This window comes from Allobosea sp. (genome assembly GCF_030694325.1).
In the GTDB taxonomy this organism is placed as follows: domain Bacteria; phylum Pseudomonadota; class Alphaproteobacteria; order Rhizobiales; family Beijerinckiaceae; genus Allobosea.
The window spans coordinates 1-17415 of sequence record NZ_JAUXYO010000043.1 but is presented as its reverse complement, the minus strand read 5'-3'; the positions used below and the strand labels follow the sequence as shown (position 1 = coordinate 17415).

At 68.5% G+C, this 17415-nt stretch carries 16 protein-coding genes and 1 tRNA gene; 5 read left to right on the top strand and 12 right to left on the bottom strand.

Annotated features, from left to right (window positions below; translation table 11 throughout):
- On the top strand, positions 1–1219 hold a 1219-nt coding region (locus Q8M82_RS02170; protein ID WP_305689739.1), incomplete at its 5' end, for a site-specific integrase.
- 85 nt (positions 1220–1304) lie between these two features.
- Here Q8M82_RS02170 and Q8M82_RS02165 read toward each other — a convergent pair.
- Both Q8M82_RS02165 and Q8M82_RS02160 read right to left on the bottom strand, forming a co-directional pair.
- A tRNA-Gly gene (locus Q8M82_RS02165) sits at positions 1305–1379 on the bottom strand.
- Between the two features lie 113 nt (positions 1380–1492).
- On the bottom strand, positions 1493–2581 hold the full coding sequence (locus tag Q8M82_RS02160; protein WP_305689738.1) for a 2'-deoxycytidine 5'-triphosphate deaminase: 1089 nt from the start codon (positions 2579–2581) through the stop codon (positions 1493–1495).
- A 196-nt stretch (positions 2582–2777) separates the two neighbouring features.
- Here Q8M82_RS02160 and apaG point away from each other — a divergent pair, with 196 nt between their 5' ends.
- Positions 2778–3170 (top strand): Co2+/Mg2+ efflux protein ApaG, encoded by a 393-nt coding sequence (gene apaG / locus Q8M82_RS02155; RefSeq protein ID WP_305689737.1) that lies wholly within the window; start codon positions 2778–2780, stop codon positions 3168–3170.
- Complete coding sequence (argE, locus tag Q8M82_RS02150; protein ID WP_305689736.1) at positions 3167–4342, top strand: acetylornithine deacetylase; 1176 nt, start codon at positions 3167–3169, stop codon at positions 4340–4342. The genes apaG and argE overlap by 4 nt, the downstream gene beginning before the upstream one ends.
- A gap of 18 nt (positions 4343–4360) precedes the next feature.
- On the opposite strand, the gene Q8M82_RS02145 is transcribed toward argE, so the two are convergent.
- From Q8M82_RS02145 to Q8M82_RS02130, 4 genes are read right to left on the bottom strand one after another with little or no spacing between them, the layout of a single operon-like run.
- Positions 4361–5080: an HAD family hydrolase gene (locus tag Q8M82_RS02145; protein WP_305689735.1), complete on the bottom strand. Its 720-nt coding sequence runs from the start codon at positions 5078–5080 to the stop codon at positions 4361–4363.
- A 26-nt stretch (positions 5081–5106) separates the two neighbouring features.
- A complete protein-coding gene (locus Q8M82_RS02140) occupies positions 5107–6114 on the bottom strand; it encodes an Hsp33 family molecular chaperone (protein ID WP_305689734.1) in 1008 nt (335 codons plus the stop codon).
- The gene (gene argF / locus Q8M82_RS02135; protein WP_305689733.1) at positions 6114–7034 is read right to left on the bottom strand and encodes an ornithine carbamoyltransferase; all 921 of its coding nucleotides are present in this window, start codon (positions 7032–7034) and stop codon (positions 6114–6116) included. The genes Q8M82_RS02140 and argF overlap by 1 nt, the downstream gene beginning before the upstream one ends.
- A 40-nt stretch (positions 7035–7074) precedes the next feature.
- On the bottom strand, positions 7075–8301 hold the full coding sequence (locus Q8M82_RS02130; protein ID WP_305689732.1) for an aspartate aminotransferase family protein: 1227 nt from the start codon (positions 8299–8301) through the stop codon (positions 7075–7077).
- A 565-nt stretch (positions 8302–8866) separates the two neighbouring features.
- Here Q8M82_RS02130 and Q8M82_RS02125 point away from each other — a divergent pair.
- On the top strand, positions 8867–9424 hold the full coding sequence (locus Q8M82_RS02125; protein ID WP_305689731.1) for a GcrA family cell cycle regulator: 558 nt from the start codon (positions 8867–8869) through the stop codon (positions 9422–9424).
- A gap of 70 nt (positions 9425–9494) precedes the next feature.
- Here Q8M82_RS02125 and Q8M82_RS02120 read toward each other — a convergent pair whose 3' ends face one another.
- The 5 genes from Q8M82_RS02120 to Q8M82_RS02100 all read right to left on the bottom strand — a co-directional run bounded on the left by Q8M82_RS02120 (position 9495) and on the right by Q8M82_RS02100 (position 15230).
- Positions 9495–10544 (bottom strand): amino acid ABC transporter permease, encoded by a 1050-nt coding sequence (locus tag Q8M82_RS02120; RefSeq protein ID WP_305689730.1) that lies wholly within the window; start codon positions 10542–10544, stop codon positions 9495–9497.
- Positions 10541–11704, bottom strand: a complete 1164-nt coding sequence (locus Q8M82_RS02115; RefSeq protein ID WP_305689729.1) for an amino acid ABC transporter permease — start codon at positions 11702–11704, stop codon at positions 10541–10543. The genes Q8M82_RS02120 and Q8M82_RS02115 overlap by 4 nt, the downstream gene beginning before the upstream one ends.
- Positions 11705–11870: 166 nt before the next feature.
- The gene (locus Q8M82_RS02110) at positions 11871–12902 is read right to left on the bottom strand and encodes an amino acid ABC transporter substrate-binding protein (RefSeq protein WP_305689728.1); all 1032 of its coding nucleotides are present in this window, start codon (positions 12900–12902) and stop codon (positions 11871–11873) included.
- Positions 12903–13001: 99 nt separating this feature from the next.
- Entirely contained in the window at positions 13002–14045 is a 1044-nt protein-coding gene (locus tag Q8M82_RS02105; RefSeq protein ID WP_305689727.1) for a GMP reductase, read from the bottom strand.
- A gap of 114 nt (positions 14046–14159) precedes the next feature.
- The gene (locus Q8M82_RS02100; protein ID WP_305689726.1) at positions 14160–15230 is read right to left on the bottom strand and encodes a DMT family transporter; all 1071 of its coding nucleotides are present in this window, start codon (positions 15228–15230) and stop codon (positions 14160–14162) included.
- Between the two features lie 303 nt (positions 15231–15533).
- On the opposite strand from Q8M82_RS02100, the gene Q8M82_RS02095 reads away from it, so the two are divergent.
- Complete coding sequence (locus Q8M82_RS02095; protein WP_305689725.1) at positions 15534–16661, top strand: AbrB family transcriptional regulator; 1128 nt, start codon at positions 15534–15536, stop codon at positions 16659–16661.
- A 27-nt stretch (positions 16662–16688) separates the two neighbouring features.
- Here Q8M82_RS02095 and Q8M82_RS02090 read toward each other — a convergent pair.
- A partial coding sequence (locus Q8M82_RS02090; protein ID WP_305689724.1) for a hypothetical protein occupies positions 16689–17415 on the bottom strand: 727 nt, incomplete at its 5' end.

The following is a 17415-nucleotide window of genomic DNA, read 5'->3' as shown; positions in this document are numbered from 1 at the left end:
TGGACTGAAGCGAAGGCGGCAGCAGAAGGGCGATGCCCTCTACTGGATAGCCCGCGAAGACATCGTCAAGGCCGGCTACACCCCGAAGAGTGTGCGGCTGCACTATGCCGATACGCCGGAGGATCTGCCGTTGATATCGGCAGCCTGTCAGCGGCTCCAGGCGGAAATGCTGGCTTGGTCAGCCGGCGCGAAGCAGGGCTATAAGTCCTTCGACGGAACGATCCGAGGACTTTCGCGTCGTTTCCAGATCGACGATGAAAGTCCGGTCCAAGGCTGGAAGTACAACACCCGTCGCTCGCAGCTTCACATCGTCGGCACGATCGAGGAAGCCTTCGGTGCGCGCGCACTCACCGCACTCGGCCTGAAGGACTTCCGGCGTTGGTATGATGCCGCCAAGCAGCCGAAGAAGCCGGGCGGGCCTGAGCGGGTAGATCGCGCCTGCAAGATCATGAAGATGATCCGGGAGATGCTGCGCTATGGCGTGGCGGCCGAACTCGATCAGCCGCAATGCATCCGGCTGCTGACCATTCTCGAATCGACCGAGTTCAAGACGGCCAAGCGCCGGCGGTCCCGCCTCGAGCACAATCAGGTCGTCGCCTTTATCGGCGCGGCGGTCGCGGCGAAGCGCATCTCGCTTGCGCTCGGCACTGCGATCCAGTTCGAAACCGGCATGCGTCAGAAGGATGTCATCGGGGAATGGGAGCCGGTCCCGGCCGGCGAGGAAACCACTGGAATCGTCTTGCGCGGCCGTCGCGGCAAGGGCTGGCGCCGCTGGTGCAACGGCCTGACCTGGGCCGATCTCGTGCGCAGCATGGTGATCTCGAAGGAGACCACGAAGACGGGCGCGATCGTCTCGCACGACCTCAAGATGTTTCCCCTCGTCACGGAACTGCTCGCTCAGATCCCGGCCGAGCAGCGCATAGGCGCGCTGATCGTCGACGAGACGGCCGGTCGCCCTTATGCCGAGTTCGCCTATGCGCGCGATTGGCGGGTGATCGCACGCGCCGCCGGGATCCCCGACGCCGTCTGGAATACAGACGCGAGAGCCGGGGCGATCACGGAAGCCGAGGACGCCGGCGCCGAGCTGGATACAATTCGAGGCTCGATCGGCCACACTCAGGCATCGACAACCGCTCGTTACTCCCGCGGAGCAATCGGCAAAAGCCGTGAAATCGCGAGGCAACGTAGCGCCTATCGGAGCGGCGAGAACAAAGCCTGATCAGGGTATGGGGAACGGGTTGGGGAACGTGGGGAACGCGAGTTCAACGGTAGGCCGTCTAACTAGCTGAGTTCCAAGAGATTTTTGGAGCGGGCGATCGGGATCGAACCGACGACATTCAGCTTGGGAAGCTGACGTTCTACCACTGAACTACGCCCGCATACTCCAGTGGCGGCATGTCGCGCGACGCCGAAGCAGCGTGTTCATAGCGGCTTGTGGCGCGGGTGTCATCCGGGAATCGCGGGCGGCGCCGCGCGATGCGGGAAGCCGCGGTCAGTCGTGGAAATGCTTGGAGAGCTTCAGGGCCTGGCCCTGATAGTTCGACTTCAGCCCAGCGCCATAGAGCGCGGCCGGGCGGCTCGCCATCGCCTCATAGACCAGCCGGCCGACGATCTGCCCGTCCTCGATGATGAAGGGCACGTCGCGCGAGCGGACCTCGAGCACGGCGCGCGCGCCCTGCCCGCCAGCGCCGCTATGGCCGAAGCCGGGGTCGAAGAAGCCGGCGTAATGGACGCGGAACTCGCCGACCAGCGCGTCGAAGGGCGTCATCTCCGCAGCATAATCCGGCGGGACATGCACCGCCTCCTTGGAGGCGAGGATGTAGAACTGGCCGGGGTCGAGGATGAGCGCTCGCGAGCCGTCGCTCGGGATCGGCTCCCAGAACTCGGAGGCGCGGTAGGCACCGACGCGGTCGACATCGATCAGCGCCGTGTGATGCTTGCCGCGATAGCCGATCAGCCCGTCGAAGCCCGAGAGGTCGACGCTGACCGCGACGCCGCCCTGAAAGGAGGGCTCCGAAGCCGTCACCAGCGTCTCGCGCCTGTGCAGTTCGCCGAGCGCGGTGTCATCGAGCTTCGCCTCGCCGGCGCGGAAGCGGATCTGCGAAAGACGCGACCCCGAGCGCACCAGCACCGGGAAGGTGCGCGGCGAGATCTCGATGAAGAGCGGCCCCTCATAGCCGTCCTCGACCAGATCGAACTCGCGGGCGCGGTCGGTGATGACGCGGGTGAAGACGTCGAGCCGGCCGGTCGAGCTTTTGGGGTTGGCCGCCGCGCGCAGGCCGGAGGGGAGTGTCAGCCCCTCCATCAGCTCGGCGATGTAGACGCAGCCCGTCTCCAGCACCGCGCCGCGCGTCAGGTCGATCTCGTGCAAGGCGAGCTCGTCCAGCCGGCGCCGGACCGTGCGGTCGGGGCCAGGCAGGAAGCTGGCGCGGACGCGATAGGCCTTCTCGCCCAGGCGCAGATCGAGGCTGGCGGGCTGGATCTGGCCCTCGGCCGGCGGCTGGGCGAGGCGGATCGCGCCGGCCTCGACGAAGGCGCGGATGCAGTGGTCGGGCTGGATGCCGGGCTGGAGGGTCAGCATGCGAAATCCCGGAAGGACAATCGGTCACGCCTAGCGAAGCCGCGCGCAAAGGCCAAGCGGTGACGCCGCGGCGAGGCTGCGGCGGCGCGGGTTGTCCACGCGAGAATGGCGGGCTCCGGCATTGACCCTTGCGCCCCGGCCTCGCTAACACAGCAGCGGCCCGCCGGGCCGGGCGCATCAGGACGGAGCCGTCGCGATGTATCAGGCTGAGACGCAGGGCGTGCGGGTCACCGCCGTGCCGAGCTTCATGGAGGGGGAATCCTCTCCGGCGCAGGGCCGCTATTTCTGGGCCTACACCATCGAGATCCTCAACCTCTCGCCACGGACGGTGCAGCTGATGAGCCGGCACTGGTTCATCACCGACGGGCGCGGCGAGGTCCATGAGGTGCGCGGCGAGGGCGTCGTCGGGCAGCAGCCGGTGCTGCGGCCGGGCGAAAGCTACAGCTATACCTCCGGCTGCCCGCTGATGACGCCGGACGGCTCGATGCGCGGCTTCTATGCGATGCTGGCGGAAGACGGCACGATCTTCGACGTCGCGGTGCCGCTGTTTCCGCTCGATTCCCCTTATGTGAAGAAGGTCCTGCATTGACCCTGTCCTCCTCCACGGGCCAGCGCCTGGCGCCGCTCGACATGCTCGCCCGGCTCGTCGCCTTCGACACGGTGAGCCACAAATCCAATCTGGAGCTGATCGCCTTCGTCGAGGACTACCTCGCCGGCTGGGGCGTCTCCTCGATCCGGATTCCCAATGCCACGGGCGACAAGGCGGCGCTGTTTGCGACGATCGGCCCGCAAGGTCAAGGCGGCATCCTGCTCTCGGGGCATACCGACGTGGTGCCGGTGGAGGGCCAGGCCTGGAGCCGCGATCCGTTCACGCTGCACATCGCGGACGGCCGGGCCTATGGCCGCGGTGCCGTCGACATGAAGGGCTTCATCGCGCTGGCGCTTGCGTTGGTTCCCGATTTCCTGGCGGCCGATCTCAAGACGCCGATCCACCTGTTCTTCTCTTATGACGAGGAGGTCACCTGCCTCGGCGTCGTCGACGGCATCGCCCGCATGGGTGTGGATCTGCCGAAGCCGCGTGCCGTCATCGTCGGCGAGCCGACCTCGCTCGAACTCGCCGACGCGCATAAGGGCATCCGCACCTTCTTCACGACGATCACCGGCGTCGCCGCCCATTCCTCCAAGCCGCATCTGGGCGCGAGCGCCGTGCATGGCGGCATCCGGCTCACGGCTGGGCTCGTGGCGATGGCCGACGAACTGGAGGCCAGCCCCGACGGCAGCGGGCGCTTCGATCCGCCCTACGACACCGTCCATGTCGGCAAGTTCCATGGCGGCATCGCCCGCAACATCCTGGCCGATCGCTGCGACCTCTCCTGGGAGGTGCGGACGCTGCCGGGCTCCGATCCCGAGGATGTCCCCGCGCGCTTCGCCGCACTGTCGCAGGATGTGCTCGAGCGCATGCGCAGGACCGCGCCCTCCGCCACGATCGAAACCGTGATGAGCTCGGACGTTCCCGGCCTGGCGCCCGATCCGGGCTCGGAGGCCGAGACGCTGGTGATGCGGCTCGCTGGACGCAACCGCACCATTGCCGTCGCCTATGCGACGGAGGCCGGCCATTTCCAGCGGGCGGGACGGCCGACCATCGTCTGCGGGCCGGGCTCGATCGACCAGGCGCATCAGCCCGACGAGTACATCACGCTGGAGCAATTCGCCGCGGGCGAGGCCTTCATGCGCAAGCTGATGGCGGAGTGCCGGGGGTAAGGTCCGCGCGGCGGCGACCTATCCGGCCGCCGCTTCGGCCTCGATCAGCCCGACGAGTTCGTCGAGCGCCGACAGCCGAGTGAGGCGGCGGTAGCGCGGCGCGCCGACCGGCTCCTCGGCATGCTCCAGCGCCCAGGTCAGCTCGTGCGGGATGTGGACGGCCCAGGCGCCGGCCGAGAGGGCCGGCAGCACGTCCGACTTCAGCGAGTTGCCGACCATCATCGCGCGCTGCGGGCCGTCGCCATGGCGCTCGAAGATGCGGCGATAGACCTCCGGCGTCTTGTCGCTGACGATCTCGACGCCATGGAACAGCTCGCCGAGGCCGGACTGCGCCAGCTTGCGCTCCTGATCGAACAGATCGCCCTTGGTGATCAGGACGAGGCGGTGGCTCGCCGCCAGCCGCTCCAGCGTTTCGCGCGCCTGCGGCAGGGTCTCGACCGGGTGGGCTGCCATCTCGCGGCCGGCGGCGAGGATTTCGGCGATGACGGAGGCCGGGACGGCGCCGTCGGTGATCTCGATCGCAGTCTCGATCATCGAGAGCACGAAGCCCTTGATGCCGAAGCCGTAGAAGGCGAGGTTGCGGCGCTCGGCCTCGAGCAGCCGCCCGGAGATCTCGGCGGCGGCGCCATGGGCGCCGAGCAAAGCGACGAAGCGCTCCTCGGTCAGACGGAAGAAGCGCTCATTCTGCCAGAGCGTGTCATCGGCGTCGAAGCCGATCGTGGTGATGGGGCGCGCCATCGGTCCCGCTCCCTGCGGCCGGCCGGTCAGGCCCCGGCGGACAGGCCGTCCTCGACCTCGGCCGGCGTGAAGACATAGCGCCGCGAGCAGAATTCACAGGTAATCGCGACCTGGCCGTCGTCGGCGACCATCGCGCCGCGGTCCTCCGGCGAGAAGCCGCGGAGCATGCCGAGCACCCGCTCGCGCGAGCAGCGGCAATCCTCACGGACGAGCACCGGCTCGAAGACGCGGGCGCCCCGCTCGTGGAACAGCCGGTAGAGCAGCCTCTCGCTCTCCAGCAGCGGATCGAGCAATTCGTGATCCTCGATCGTCTCGACGAGCGAGCGCGCCTCCGCCCAGGCGTCGTCTTCGATGCCGTCCGGGTCCGAAGCGGTCAGGATCTCATGGCCCTGCGGCGCGTCGCCGGGATGGATGTCGGCGGCCCGCAGCCGGTCGACGGAATGCGGCATGAACTGCACGAGCAGGCCGCCGGCCCGCCATTGCCGGCCCTCGCCGGTGACGATCGCACCGACGCCGAGGCGCACCCGGCTCGGGATCTGCTCGGACTGGCGGAAATACTGATGCGCCGCCTCCTCGAGGCTCTGGCGCGTCAGCGCCACGAGGCCCTGATAGCGCGTCGTCGCGGAGCCCTGGTCGACCGTCATGGCGAGGTGGCCTTCGCCGAGCAGATCGCCCGTCGAGAGCAGGCCCGCGACTTCGGCCTCCGCCAGCCGCTCCGCATCGAAATGGGCGACGGCGCGATAGACGTCGGGTGCGTTGAAGTCGACGACGAGCATCGAGATCGGCCCGTCGCTCTTGGTCTGGAGCTGGAAGCGGCCTTCGAACTTCAGCGCCGTGCCGAGCAGGACGGTGAGCGCCGCCGCTTCGCCGAGCACGCGCGCAACGGCGTCGGGATAGCCGTGGCGGGCGAGGATCGTGTCGATCGAGGCGCCCAGACGCACGACGCGGCCGCGCACGTCGAGATCGGGCACGGTGAACGGGACGACGCGGTCGTCGAGCGCGGCCACTTCCGCGCCGCTGTCGGTTGCGTCCATCAGGCGGCGACCCCGCCGAAGCACCAGGCGAGGATGCCCTTCTGCGCGTGCAGGCGGTTTTCGGCCTCGTCGAAGACGGCCGATTGCGGGCCGTCCATGACGGCGTCGGTGACCTCCTCGCCGCGGCTGGCCGGCAGGCAATGCATGAAGATGGCGTCCTTTTCGGCCCGGCCGAGCAGGCGCTCGTCGACCTGGTAGGGCCGAAGAAGGTTGTGACGCGTGCCTTCCTCGTCGCCCATCGAGACCCAGCAATCGGTGATGACGCAGTCGGCGCCCTCGACGGCCGCTTCCGGCCGCGCGGTCAGGGACAGTTTGGCACCCTGCTGCTTGGCCCAGGCGAGCAGGGCCGGCGGCGGCGCGAGCTCCTCGGGCGTCGCGATGGCGAGTTCGAAATCGAGCCGGCCGGCGGCGTGGATCCAGGAGGTCAGCACGTTGTTGGTGTCGCCCGTCCAGGCGATGCGCCTGCCCCTGATCGGCCCCTTGCGCTCCTCGAAGGTCATGACATCGGCCATGACCTGGCAGGGATGCTGGCGCTTGGTCAGCCCGTTGATCACCGGGACGGTGGCATGCTGGGCCATCTCCACCACGGAATCATGGTCGAGCATGCGGATCATGATGGCGTCGACATAGCGCGAGAGCACGCGGGCCGTGTCGGCGATCGTCTCGCGCTCGCCGAGCTCGATCTCGCGGCCGGTCACCATCATCGGCGAGCCGCCGAGTTCGCGGATGCCGACGTCGAAGGAGACGCGGGTGCGTAAGGATGGCTGTTCGAAGACCATGGCGACGACCTTGCCCTCGAGCAGACGGTCGCCGGCGGCCGCCGGGGTGCGGCGGCGGGCCTTGATCTCCTCGCCGGCGCGCAGGATCGCGCGCAACTGGGCTTCGGAGAAATCGGAGAGATCGAGGAAATGGCGCGTCACGGGCGCATCCTTCGCTTGCCAGATGGGGGCGTGGCCGGTGCTACTCGGCCGCGGGCCGCTTCAGCGAGGCCTCGACCGCGCTCGCCGCGCGGTCGAGGCGGGCGACCGCTTCGGCCACCTCCGCCTCGCCGATGATCAGCGGCGGGAGCAGGCGCACGACATTGTCGCCGGCGGCGACGACGAGAAGGCCCGCGGCACGCGCCTCGGCGACGAAGTCGGTGTTGGGCGTGTGCAGCTTGAGGCCGAGCATCAGGCCCTCGCCGCGGATCTCGGCGATGACCTGCGGATGCTTGTCCTTCAGCTCCGCCAGCGACTGCTTCAGCCGCAGCGCGATCTGCCCGACCTTCTCGATGAAGCCGGGCGCCAGCACGACGTCCAGCACCGCATTGCCCACTGCCATGGCGAGCGGGTTGCCGCCGAAGGTGGTGCCATGCGTGCCCAGCGTCATGCCCGAGGCGGCCTCTTCCGTGGCGAGGCAGGCGCCCATCGGGAAGCCGCCGCCGATGCCCTTGGCGATCGACATGATGTCGGGCGTCACGCCGTAGAGCTCATGCGCGAAGAACTTGCCCGTGCGCCCGACGCCGGTCTGGATCGCGTCGAAGATCAGCATCAGGTCCTGCTCGTCGCAGAGCTCGCGCAGCAGCTTGAGGAAGCGCGGCGGCACCGAGCGCAGCCCGCCCTCGCCCTGGATCGGCTCGATCATGATCGCGGCCGTCTCGGACGTGATCGCGGCGCGCAGCGCCGCCTCGTCGTCGAAGGGGACCTGGTCGAAGCCGTCGACCTTCGGGCCGAAGCCCTCGATGTATTTCTGCTGGCCGCCGGCGGCGATCGTCGCCAGCGTGCGGCCGTGGAAGGCGCCCTCGAAGGTGATGATGCGGTAGCGCTCGGGATGACCTTTCGCGGCATGGTATTTCCGCGCCATCTTGATGGCGGCTTCGTTGGCCTCGGCTCCCGAATTGGCAAAGAAGACGCGCTGCGCAAAGGTCGCCTCGCAGAGGCGCCCCGCCAGCTTCTCGCCCTCCGGCATCGTGTAGAGGTTCGAGGTGTGCCAGATCTTGCCGGCCTGGGTGGTCAGGGCCTCGACCAGATGCGGATGGGCATGGCCGAGCGAATTGACCGCGATGCCGGCGCCGAAATCGAGGTAGCGGGTACCGTCGGCAGTGATCGACCAGGGGCCTTCGCCACGCTCGAACGCGACGGGCGCGCGCGCATAGGTCGGCAGCAGGACGGACGGAGCAGCGGCAGCGGAAACGGTGGCAGAGGCCATGGGATGCGATCCTCGCGACGGGCGATTGTGGAAAACGGAGTGGCGTCGGACTGAAAAACGATGGTCCGGGCGAGACGGCGCCTGAAGACAAGCCGAATACGACCCGGCGACGACGTTATCGTCGCAGCCAGAGTCCGGTTTCTCGTCGCGCCGTCATCCGCATCGCTGGAAGGCCCCGATCCGCAAAACATAATCGCCGCCCGAAAAGGGCGGCGTCGTACGACGCGACTATGCTAAAGGGCGCCGTCCCTGTCAATTCCGCGAGGGGCCAGCGCAGATTCCGTTCCGCCGCGGCAGTGTTGCCGAAAGGATTCGGTTTCGGCTGGATTGACAAATCGACTGGGGAAAAGGCGATTTCCGATTCGCCGACTCTTGTCGCCGAGTCAGGGCATCTTGTAGGGTCGGCCTCGTCAGATACGACATTTCGTGCGGCGACCCCTGATATCCGTCAGTTTCGACTGTGACGGCTTCCGTCTTGCGGCGGGCGCCGGGGGTATCGGATTCCGCCACGATCCGCCCAGAGGACGGTTCCGCCAGGAGCCGGCCGGAGAAGACAGGTGAGCCGATGAACGAAGCCGGAGCATGGACGGAAGAGCGCGTCGAGCTTTTGAAGAAGCTCTGGAGCGACGGGCTCAGCGCCAGCCAGATCGCCGCCGAACTCGGCAGCGTGACGCGCAACGCCGTGATCGGGAAGGTGCACCGCCTCGGCCTGTCCGGCCGCGCCAAGAACCCGGCCGCCGCCAGCGCTCCGCGGACGGCCGCGCCCCGCAAGGCACCGACGCGCTCGCCGAGCCATCCAATGGCCGGCCAGTCCTCCAACCCCGGGGCGATGACGCGCGGCGCCAATGCGCTCGCGCAGCAATACGCCCCCGAGCCGGAAGCCCAGGCCGAGCCGGCGCCCACCCCGTCGGAGGATGTGGTGATCCCCTTCTCCGAGCGTGTCACGATCATGGATCTGCGCGAATACATGTGCCGCTGGCCGATGGGCGACCCGACCACGCCGGAATTCCGCTTCTGCGGCGGGCGCTCGCAGACCGGCATGCCCTATTGCAGCTACCATGCCCGCATCGCCTACCAGCCGGCCGCCGACCGCCGCCGCGACCGCAGCAAGGTCCGCGCCTGAGGCGCAGCGCCTGCGTCTGATGCAGAAGAGCCGGCCTCGCGGCCGGCTTTTTCGTTGCGCGGATGTCGCTTCAGCGATGCTGGCGCCGGCCCAGCATTTCGAGATGGCGGCTCCAGCGCGAGAGCGCGAAGCAGATCAGCCAGTAGATCGAGCCCGAGAAGACATAGGCCTCCATGTTCATGCCGACCCAGGCGGGGTCGGCCAGCGAGGCCTGGGCGATGCCGAGCAGGTCGAGGATCGAGACCACCAGCACGAGTGTGGTGTTCTTCACCAGCGCGATGAACTCATTGGTCATCGCCGGCAGCGAGATGCGCAACGCCTGGGGCAGGATGATCAGCCCCGTCGCCTTCCAGTAGGTCAGGCCGAGCGCGGTCGCGGCCTCGCGCTGACCCGGAGGCAGCGCCTGCAGGCCGCCGCGCACCGCTTCGGCCATATAGGCGGCGATGACGAGGCCGAGACCGATGACGGCGCGCGCCAGCCGGTCGATGCCGACTCCGCCGGGCAGGATCAGCGGCAGCAGCAGCGAGGCGAGGAAGATCACCGCGATGATCGGCACGCCGCGCCAGAACTCGATGAAGAGCACGCTGACCAGCCGGACCACCTTCAACTGCGACTGGCGCCCGAGCGCGAGCAGGATGCCGAGCGGGATCGCGATCAGGCTGGCATAGACCGAGATGAACAGGGTCAGCATCAGTCCGCCCCATTCGCGCGTCTCGACCGGCCGAAGTCCGAAGCCGCCCGCCAGAAGCCAGATGCCGAGCGCCGGCAGCACGACCAGTGCCGCGATCGCCGCCTTCAGCCGCAGCCGCGGCGGCGCAAACACGATTGCGGCGGTGGCGAGCGCGAAGAGGATGCCGGCCAGATCGGCGCGCCAGCGCTGATCCTGCGGGTAGAGCCCATACATGAACTGGCCGAAGCGGGCCTTGACGAAGACCCAGCAGGCGCCCCCGGCCGCACAATCGGCGCGCGTCGTTCCGCTCCAGCTCGCATCGATCAGCGCCCAGCGGATGATCGGGATCGCCAGCCAGGCGATTCCCGCCGCGAGCAGCAGGGTGACGACGCCGGTGGCGGGCGAGCCGAACAGACGCTGGCGCCAGAGGGAGGCGGAGGCCGCGCTCATCGCGTCACCAGGGCGATGCGGGCGTTGTACCAGTTCATGAAGGCCGAGACCGCGAGCCCGATGACGAGATAGACGGCGAGCGTCATGGCGATGATCTCGATCGCCTGGCCGGTGTTGTTGAGCGCCGAGCCCATGAACAGGCTCACCACGTCGGGATAGGCGATGGCCGCGCCGAAGGACGAGTTCTTGAGCACGTTGAGATACTGGTTGGTCAGCGGCGGGATCATCACGCGCAGCGCCTGCGGGATGGTGACGAGGCGCAGGATGCGGCCCGGGCGCAGGCCGAGCGCGGCGGCGGCCTCGGTCTGGCCGCGCGGCACGGCCTGGATGCCGCCGCGCACGATCTCGGCGATGAAGCCGGCCGTATAGGTGACGAGCGCCGCCAGCAGCGCGACGAATTCGGGGATGACGACGAAGCCGCCGCGATAGTTGAAGCCGCGCAAAACGGGCACGTCCCAGCCGGTCGCGAGGCTCGCCCAGGTCACGGCGAGAGCCGGCAGCACCAGCACGAGTACAACGCCGATTGCCAGAACCGGCGCGTCCTGCCCCGTGCGTTCCTTGCGGCGGCGGGCCCAGGCGGCGACCAGCGCCTGCGCGATCCAGGACAGAAGGATCGCCGCGACCGCCCAGCGGAAGACCGCCGGCGCTTCCGGCAGCGGGATGGTGAGGCCGCGATTGTTGAGGAAGGCGACGCCGAACATGCTGACGCTGTCGCGCGGCGCGGGCAGGGCGGCGATGACGCCGAAATACCAGAACAGCACGAAGAACAGCAGCGGGATGTTGCGGACGAACTCGATATAGGCACCGGCGACGGTCGAGAGCAGCCAGTGCGAGGAGAGCCGCGCGATGCCGACGAGGAAACCGAGCGCGGTCGCCAGCACCATGGCGACGACGGTGACCAGCATGGTGTTGGCGACACCCGCCCAGAACAGGTCGAGCACCGTGCTGGAGCGGGTATAGCCCGTCAGCACGAAGGGCACGTCGATGCCCGAATTGCGCCAGAGGAAGTCGAAGCCCGAGGCGATGCCAGCCTTGACCATGTTCTCCGAGGCATTGCGCACGAAGAACACGGTCAGGGCCACGAGCCCGAGCAGCAGCGCGGCCTGGTAGACCACGTCGCGCACGCGCTTGTCATTGAGGAGGGCGAGGGCTTTGGTCACGATGTGAGCGTCATCCTGGCAGGGAATGTCTTTCCGGGGCTTCGCGAAGCGAAGAACCCGGAACCCACGACCGGGTGATCGCTTGACGCCACCGGCAGTCGAACGACCCAGTCGTGGGTTCCGGGTTCATGCCTGCGGCATGCCCCGGAATGACAGCCCTACTCTCTCACTGGAAGGGCGGGGTGAAGAGCAGGCCGCCCTTGGTCCAGAGCTGGTTCTGGCCGCGTTCCAGCTTCAGCGTCGAGCCCATGCCGACGGTGCGCTCGAAGCTCTCGCCATAGTTCCCGACCTGCTTGATGGCATTGTACATCCAGTCGTTGGACAGCCCCATCATCGCGCCGAAATTGCCCTCGGCGCCGAGCAGGCGGCGGACTTCCGAGTTCTTGGAGCTCGCCTTCATCTGGTCGACATTGGCGGAGGTGACGCCCAGCATCTCGGCGGCGATGGTGCCGTTCAGCACCCAGCGCACGATCAGCTGCCAGCGCTCGTCGCCCCAGCGCGTCACGGGACCCTGCGGATCGTTCGAGATCGGCTGGGTCAGGATGATGTGGTCGCCGGGGACCTTGAGCTTGACGCGCTGGCCGGCGAGCGCGCCGACGCCGGCAGTGTAGGCGTCGCAGCGGCCTGCGTCATAGGCGGCGATGGCGTCGTCGTTCTTCTGGAAATTGGTGATGGTGACCTTGAGGTTGCGCTCCAGGAACCAGTCGGAGGCGTTCTTCTCCTCGGTCGAGCCGGCCGCGACGCAGACCGAAGCGCCGTCGAGATCGGCCGCGGTCTTGGCGTTGGTCGCCTTGCGGACGATGAAGGTCTGGCCCTCGTAGAAATTGATGCCCTGGAAGTTCAGGCCGAGCGAGGCGTTGCGCGAGAAGGTGATGGTCGAGTTGCGCGAGAGCAGGTCGACCTGGCCCGACTGCAGGATCGGCCAGCGCTGCTGCACCGAGGTCGGCGTGAACTTGACCTTCTTGGCGTCGCCAAGGACGGCGGCGGCCAGCGCCTTGCAGTAATCGACATCGAGGCCGGTCCACTCGCCCTTGTCGTCGGCGAAGGAGAAGCCGGGCAGGCCGAGATGCACGCCGCATTCGACATGGCCGCGGGCCTTGATCGCATCGAGCGTCGGGCTCGGGGCGAGCTGCTGGGCGCTCGCCAGGGAGGCGCTCGCCGCCAAAGCGGCGGTGGCCGCCAGAACTGTCTTCATCATTGTCGTCTCTCCCCCGGGCCCATCGTGGCCGTCGGCTTCTCGAAGGTCGCGACTATGCAACAGCCGGGCCGGCGGCGGTAGAGCGGAGGAAGGCGTTTTTCAGCGGCCGAAGACGGTGTTGAGCTGGCTGCCGACCATGATGAAGGTGGTGCGCTTGGGCACCTCCTTGAGCCGGACCGCGCCGATATAGGTCATCGCCGAGCGGACCCCGCCCATCAGCTCCTGCATCGTGCCCTCGACCGGGCCGCGATAGGGCACCTCGACGGTCTTGCCCTCGGAGGCGCGGTATTTCGCGACGCCGCCGGAATAGCGCTTCATCGCCGTGTCCGAGGACATGCCGTAGAAGGTCATGCCGACGGGGACCTTCTCGCCGTCGCGCTCCTCGTAGCGGATGTCGCCCTCGCACTCGTCATGGCCGGCGAGCATGCCGCCGAGCATCATGAAATCGGCGCCGGCGCCGTAGCCCTTGGCGAGGTCGCCCGGCACGGTGACGCCGCCGTCGCCGCAGACCAGGCCTTTCAGCCCATGGGCGGCGTCGGCGCATTCTATGATCGCCGAGAGCTGCGGGTAGCCGACGCCGGTCATCTTGCGGGTGGTGCAGACCGAGCCCGGCCCGATGCCGACCTTGACGATGTCGGCGCCGGCCAGGATCAAAGCCTCGGTCATGTCGCCGGTGACGACGTTGCCGGCCATGATCACGGCGTCGGGATACTCGTCCCGGGTCGCCTTGACCGTCTCGACGAACTTCTCGGTGTAGCCATTGGCGACGTCGAGACAGATCTTGCCGATCGGCGACTGGGCGTGGACGCGGGCGAGCTTGTCATGATCCGCCTCGGTGGTGCCGAGCGAGAAGAAGGCATTGGCCGATTCCGGCTCGCGGAAGAAGGCGGCGAGTTCGTCGGGACCGTAATGCTTGTGAAGCGCCACCATGGCGCCGTGGCGGAACAGGGCGCGCGCCATCTGCATCGTGCCGACGACGTCCATGTTCGCCGCGATCAGCGGGAAGCCGGTCCAGTCCCGGCCCGTATGGGCGAAGCGGAAGGAGCGAAAGACGTCGACCTCGGCGCGGCTGCCGAGCGTCGAGCGCTTGGGACGGATCAGGACGTCGCGGAAATCGAGCTTCGGATCGTTCTCGATGCGCATGGGCGGCTCCTTCGCGTCGGGTCTGCACACGCGCGAATGAGGCCGGATCGGGCCCGCGTGCGCCGATTCATAACCCCGGCGACGGGCGCCGGGCAATCCGCGGCCGAGCGGCCGTCAGGGCGTGGCCGGCTCGCGGGGAAGGGTCCGCGCGTTCTTGCGGATGGTATAGAGCGTGGCGCCGACGACGATTCCCGCCCCGATCCAGGTCGAGAGTTCGGGGATCTCGGCGAAGAAGACGAAACCAGTGAAGCTCGCCAGCAGCAGGCGGCTGAAGTCGAGGGGAGCCAGAGCGGCCGCCTCGCCGACCTGGTAGGCCCGGGTGATCAGCCACTGCCCGGCCGTGCCGAACAGGCTGAGCACGATCAGCCAGAACCATTGCGTGGCATCGGGCCGGACCCACCAGAGCCAGCTCGGGATGGCGAGCGCCGCGATCATGACCATGCCCTGCCAGATCAGGATCGTATCGGTGCGCTCGGTCGCGGCCAGCATGCGGACGCTGACGGTGATGCCGGCATTGAGCAGTGCGCCGGCCACCGCGAGCAGGGCGAAGGTGTCGAGGCCGTCACCGCTCGGCTTGAGCATGACGAGCACGCCGACGAAGCCGATCACGGTCGCCGCCCAGCGCCGGGCGTCGACCACCTCCTTGAGCACGATGACGGCGGCGATGGTGACGAAGAGCACCTGGCTGAAGCCGATCGCGGTGGCCTGCGCCAGCGGGATCTGGATGACGGCGGTGAAGCCGCAGAGCATCGCCGCCAGCGTCAGCAAGCTGCGGACGATCTGGAGGCCCGGCCGGCGGGTCCGCAGCATCGGCCGCAGGCCGCCGCGCGACATCGCCAGCAGCACGAGGCTCATCACGATCTGGCGGATCAGCAGGATCTGCACCAGCGGGATCACCCCACCGACATGCTTGATGGCGCCGACCATCACCGCATAGACCAGCAGCGCCGCCATCATATAGGCCGAGCCGCGCAGGTTGGGGCTGGCAGTGCCCCACCAGCGTTGCAATCGCAGGCGCCCGTACGGCGCGACCGCCGAGGTGGGCTCGGGCGGGAGGCCGGGAAGCGGCTCTCTGCTCGCTGCTGGCTCGGCCGGGTCGAGGATGCGCGGAGGTGCTTCGGTCTCGGCCGAACCCTCGCCCTGCGCCGGGCGATCCGCGCGCCCGGTCTGCCGTTCTTCGCTCATCGCCCTCGACCGATCGGCCGCAGGCGTCGAGGCCCGGCCGGGTGTTTCCCCATGAAACTGATCGATGAAATCGCGGATTCCCGCCAGAGCCGGCCGCACATGCCGGGGTTGTGTGGCGGCGATGCGCCGGACAGGCAGATGCGGCATGTCCCGTCCGGACTTTCGCGCCTCGCCCCCACGGTCTAGGAGGGCACCGACTCGCCACCTCGCCGGAGCCTGCATGTCCGTCGCTTCCCGATTCGATGTTCAAGGCCTTCGCCCGGCCGTCGTGCCGGAGGTCGTGAGCCGGGTGGGCCGCCTTCGGTGAGGATCCTGCTGAGCGATTTCGCCGAGGGTCTGCGCGGGCTTCATCCGGCCCGCTTTCCCTATCGGCGCTTCGCGCTGGCGCTGCTGATCGGCGGGCTCGGCGGCTATCTCTTCGTGCTGGCAAGGTTGCCGCTGCCCTGGATGCTGGGTTCGATGGTCGCCTGCACCGCCGCCGCGCTGCTGCGCGGGCCGGTCGCGGCGCCCTCTGTGATCCGCCCGCCGATGACGATGGTGATCGGCGTGATGCTCGGCGCCGGCTTCAGGCCGGAGGTGATCGCGCAGCTGCCGAACTGGCTGCCGACGCTGGCCGGGCTCATGCTGTTCATGATCGCCTGCGCCGTCGCCTGCGTCGCCTATTTCCGCAAGGTTGCGGGTTTCGACCCCATCACCGCCTTCTTCGCGGGCATGCCGGGCGGGCTGATCGAGATGGTGACGCTCGGCGAGGAGAAGGGCGGCGATGCGCGCATCATCGCGCTGATCCATTCGGCCCGCATCCTGCTGGTGGTGATGACGCTGCCCTTCATCGTGCAGTGGATCGGCGGGGTGCCGATCGGCGGCAACCGCGTCGCAGGGCCCTCCGTGTTCGCGACGCCGCTCAGCGCGGAACTCGTCCTGCTTGCCTGCGGCGTGGCGGGGATCGTGCTGGGCGAATGGCTGCGGCTGCCGGCCAAATTCCTGCTCGGACCGATGATCGTCAGCGCGATCGTCCATGTCTCCGGCCTGAGCGACTCGGTGCCGCCCTTCGAGATCGTCAACGCCGCCCAGCTCATCCTCGGCATCACCATCGGCTGCCGCTTCGTCGGCACGGCGCCGCAAACCATCCTGAGGGTGCTCGCGCTTTCGGCCGGCTCGACCGTGATCCTGCTGTCACTGACGCTCGCCTTCGCCTGGCTGGTGGCCAAGGTCTCGGTGCATGGACATGTGCCGCTGATCCTGGCCTATTCGCCCGGCGGCCTCGCCGAGATGAGCCTGATCGCGCTGGCGCTGCACACGGAAGTGGCCTTCGTGGCAGCGCACCACATCATCCGCGTCTTCCTGGTGATGATCAGCGCCGGTCCGCTGTTCGGGCGGACGGTCGGGCGTGGCGCGCAAGATGCCGGAACGGGCGGGGACACGCGCCCGTAGGCGCGTCTCGCAAGCGGGCCAGTCGCGTCACGCCTCGTTGACGACGAAGCCGCGCAGCTTCTGGGCCTGGTCGCCGAGGGCGGCGGTCGCGATGGCGAGATCGTCCTGGCCGACAGCGCCCTCGCGCAGGACCAGAACGATGTCGTCGGCGACTTCGGCGAAGCGCTGGGCGAGGCCATCCGTGCCGACCGCCCCGCCATCAATGACGATCGGCCCGAAGCGACGGGCCCTGTCGAGGAAGCCGCTTTCGATCTGCTGCGCGGGGACCTGGTCGGCCCGGCCGACGCGCGGCAGGAAGAAAAGGCCCGTGCCCTCGTCCTGAAGCGCGGCGCGAACCAGTCCGACCCGGCCGGTGACGATGTCGTGCAGCCCCGCCGCCGCGTCCGGCGCGAAAATCCGCGTCAGGCTATCCTCGCCCGCGCCGGCATCGACCAGCATGGCGGGCAGGCCGGCCAGGGCGGCATCGAGGGCGAGGTTGAGCGCAAGCGTCGACGCGCCAGCGTCCGGTCGCAGGCCGAGGACCAGGATCAGGCGCCGCTCCGGGCCGGAGCCCTCTCCGGCGAGCGCCGTGCGCACCGCCCGGACCGCCTTGGCGAAGCCGGCGTTGGGCTTGTCGAGCACATCGACCAGATGCGTCCTGGCCTGGAACACCGAGCGGACTTCGCCGTCGTCACGCCGCCAGCGGCGGTGGCGGACGGCCGGCAGGTTCGCCAGCAGCGGCGCCGCCGCCGTGCGCAGCAGGTCGGGGGCGCGC

Coding starts and splice junctions, on each gene's coding strand:
- Q8M82_RS02160 (WP_305689738.1), bottom strand. CDS start 2,581: ATGCTGACCCTCCAGCCCGGCATCCAGCCCGACCACTGCATCCGCGCC.
- apaG (WP_305689737.1), top strand. CDS start 2,778: ATGTATCAGGCTGAGACGCAGGGCGTGCGGGTCACCGCCGTGCCGAGC.
- Q8M82_RS02145 (WP_305689735.1), bottom strand. CDS start 5,080: ATGGCGCGCCCCATCACCACGATCGGCTTCGACGCCGATGACACGCTC.
- Q8M82_RS02140 (WP_305689734.1), bottom strand. CDS start 6,114: ATGGACGCAACCGACAGCGGCGCGGAAGTGGCCGCGCTCGACGACCGC.
- Q8M82_RS02130 (WP_305689732.1), bottom strand. CDS start 8,301: ATGGCCTCTGCCACCGTTTCCGCTGCCGCTGCTCCGTCCGTCCTGCTG.
- Q8M82_RS02125 (WP_305689731.1), top strand. CDS start 8,867: ATGAACGAAGCCGGAGCATGGACGGAAGAGCGCGTCGAGCTTTTGAAG.
- Q8M82_RS02120 (WP_305689730.1), bottom strand. CDS start 10,544: ATGAGCGCGGCCTCCGCCTCCCTCTGGCGCCAGCGTCTGTTCGGCTCG.
- Q8M82_RS02110 (WP_305689728.1), bottom strand. CDS start 12,902: ATGATGAAGACAGTTCTGGCGGCCACCGCCGCTTTGGCGGCGAGCGCC.
- Q8M82_RS02105 (WP_305689727.1), bottom strand. CDS start 14,045: ATGCGCATCGAGAACGATCCGAAGCTCGATTTCCGCGACGTCCTGATC.
- Q8M82_RS02100 (WP_305689726.1), bottom strand. CDS start 15,230: ATGAGCGAAGAACGGCAGACCGGGCGCGCGGATCGCCCGGCGCAGGGC.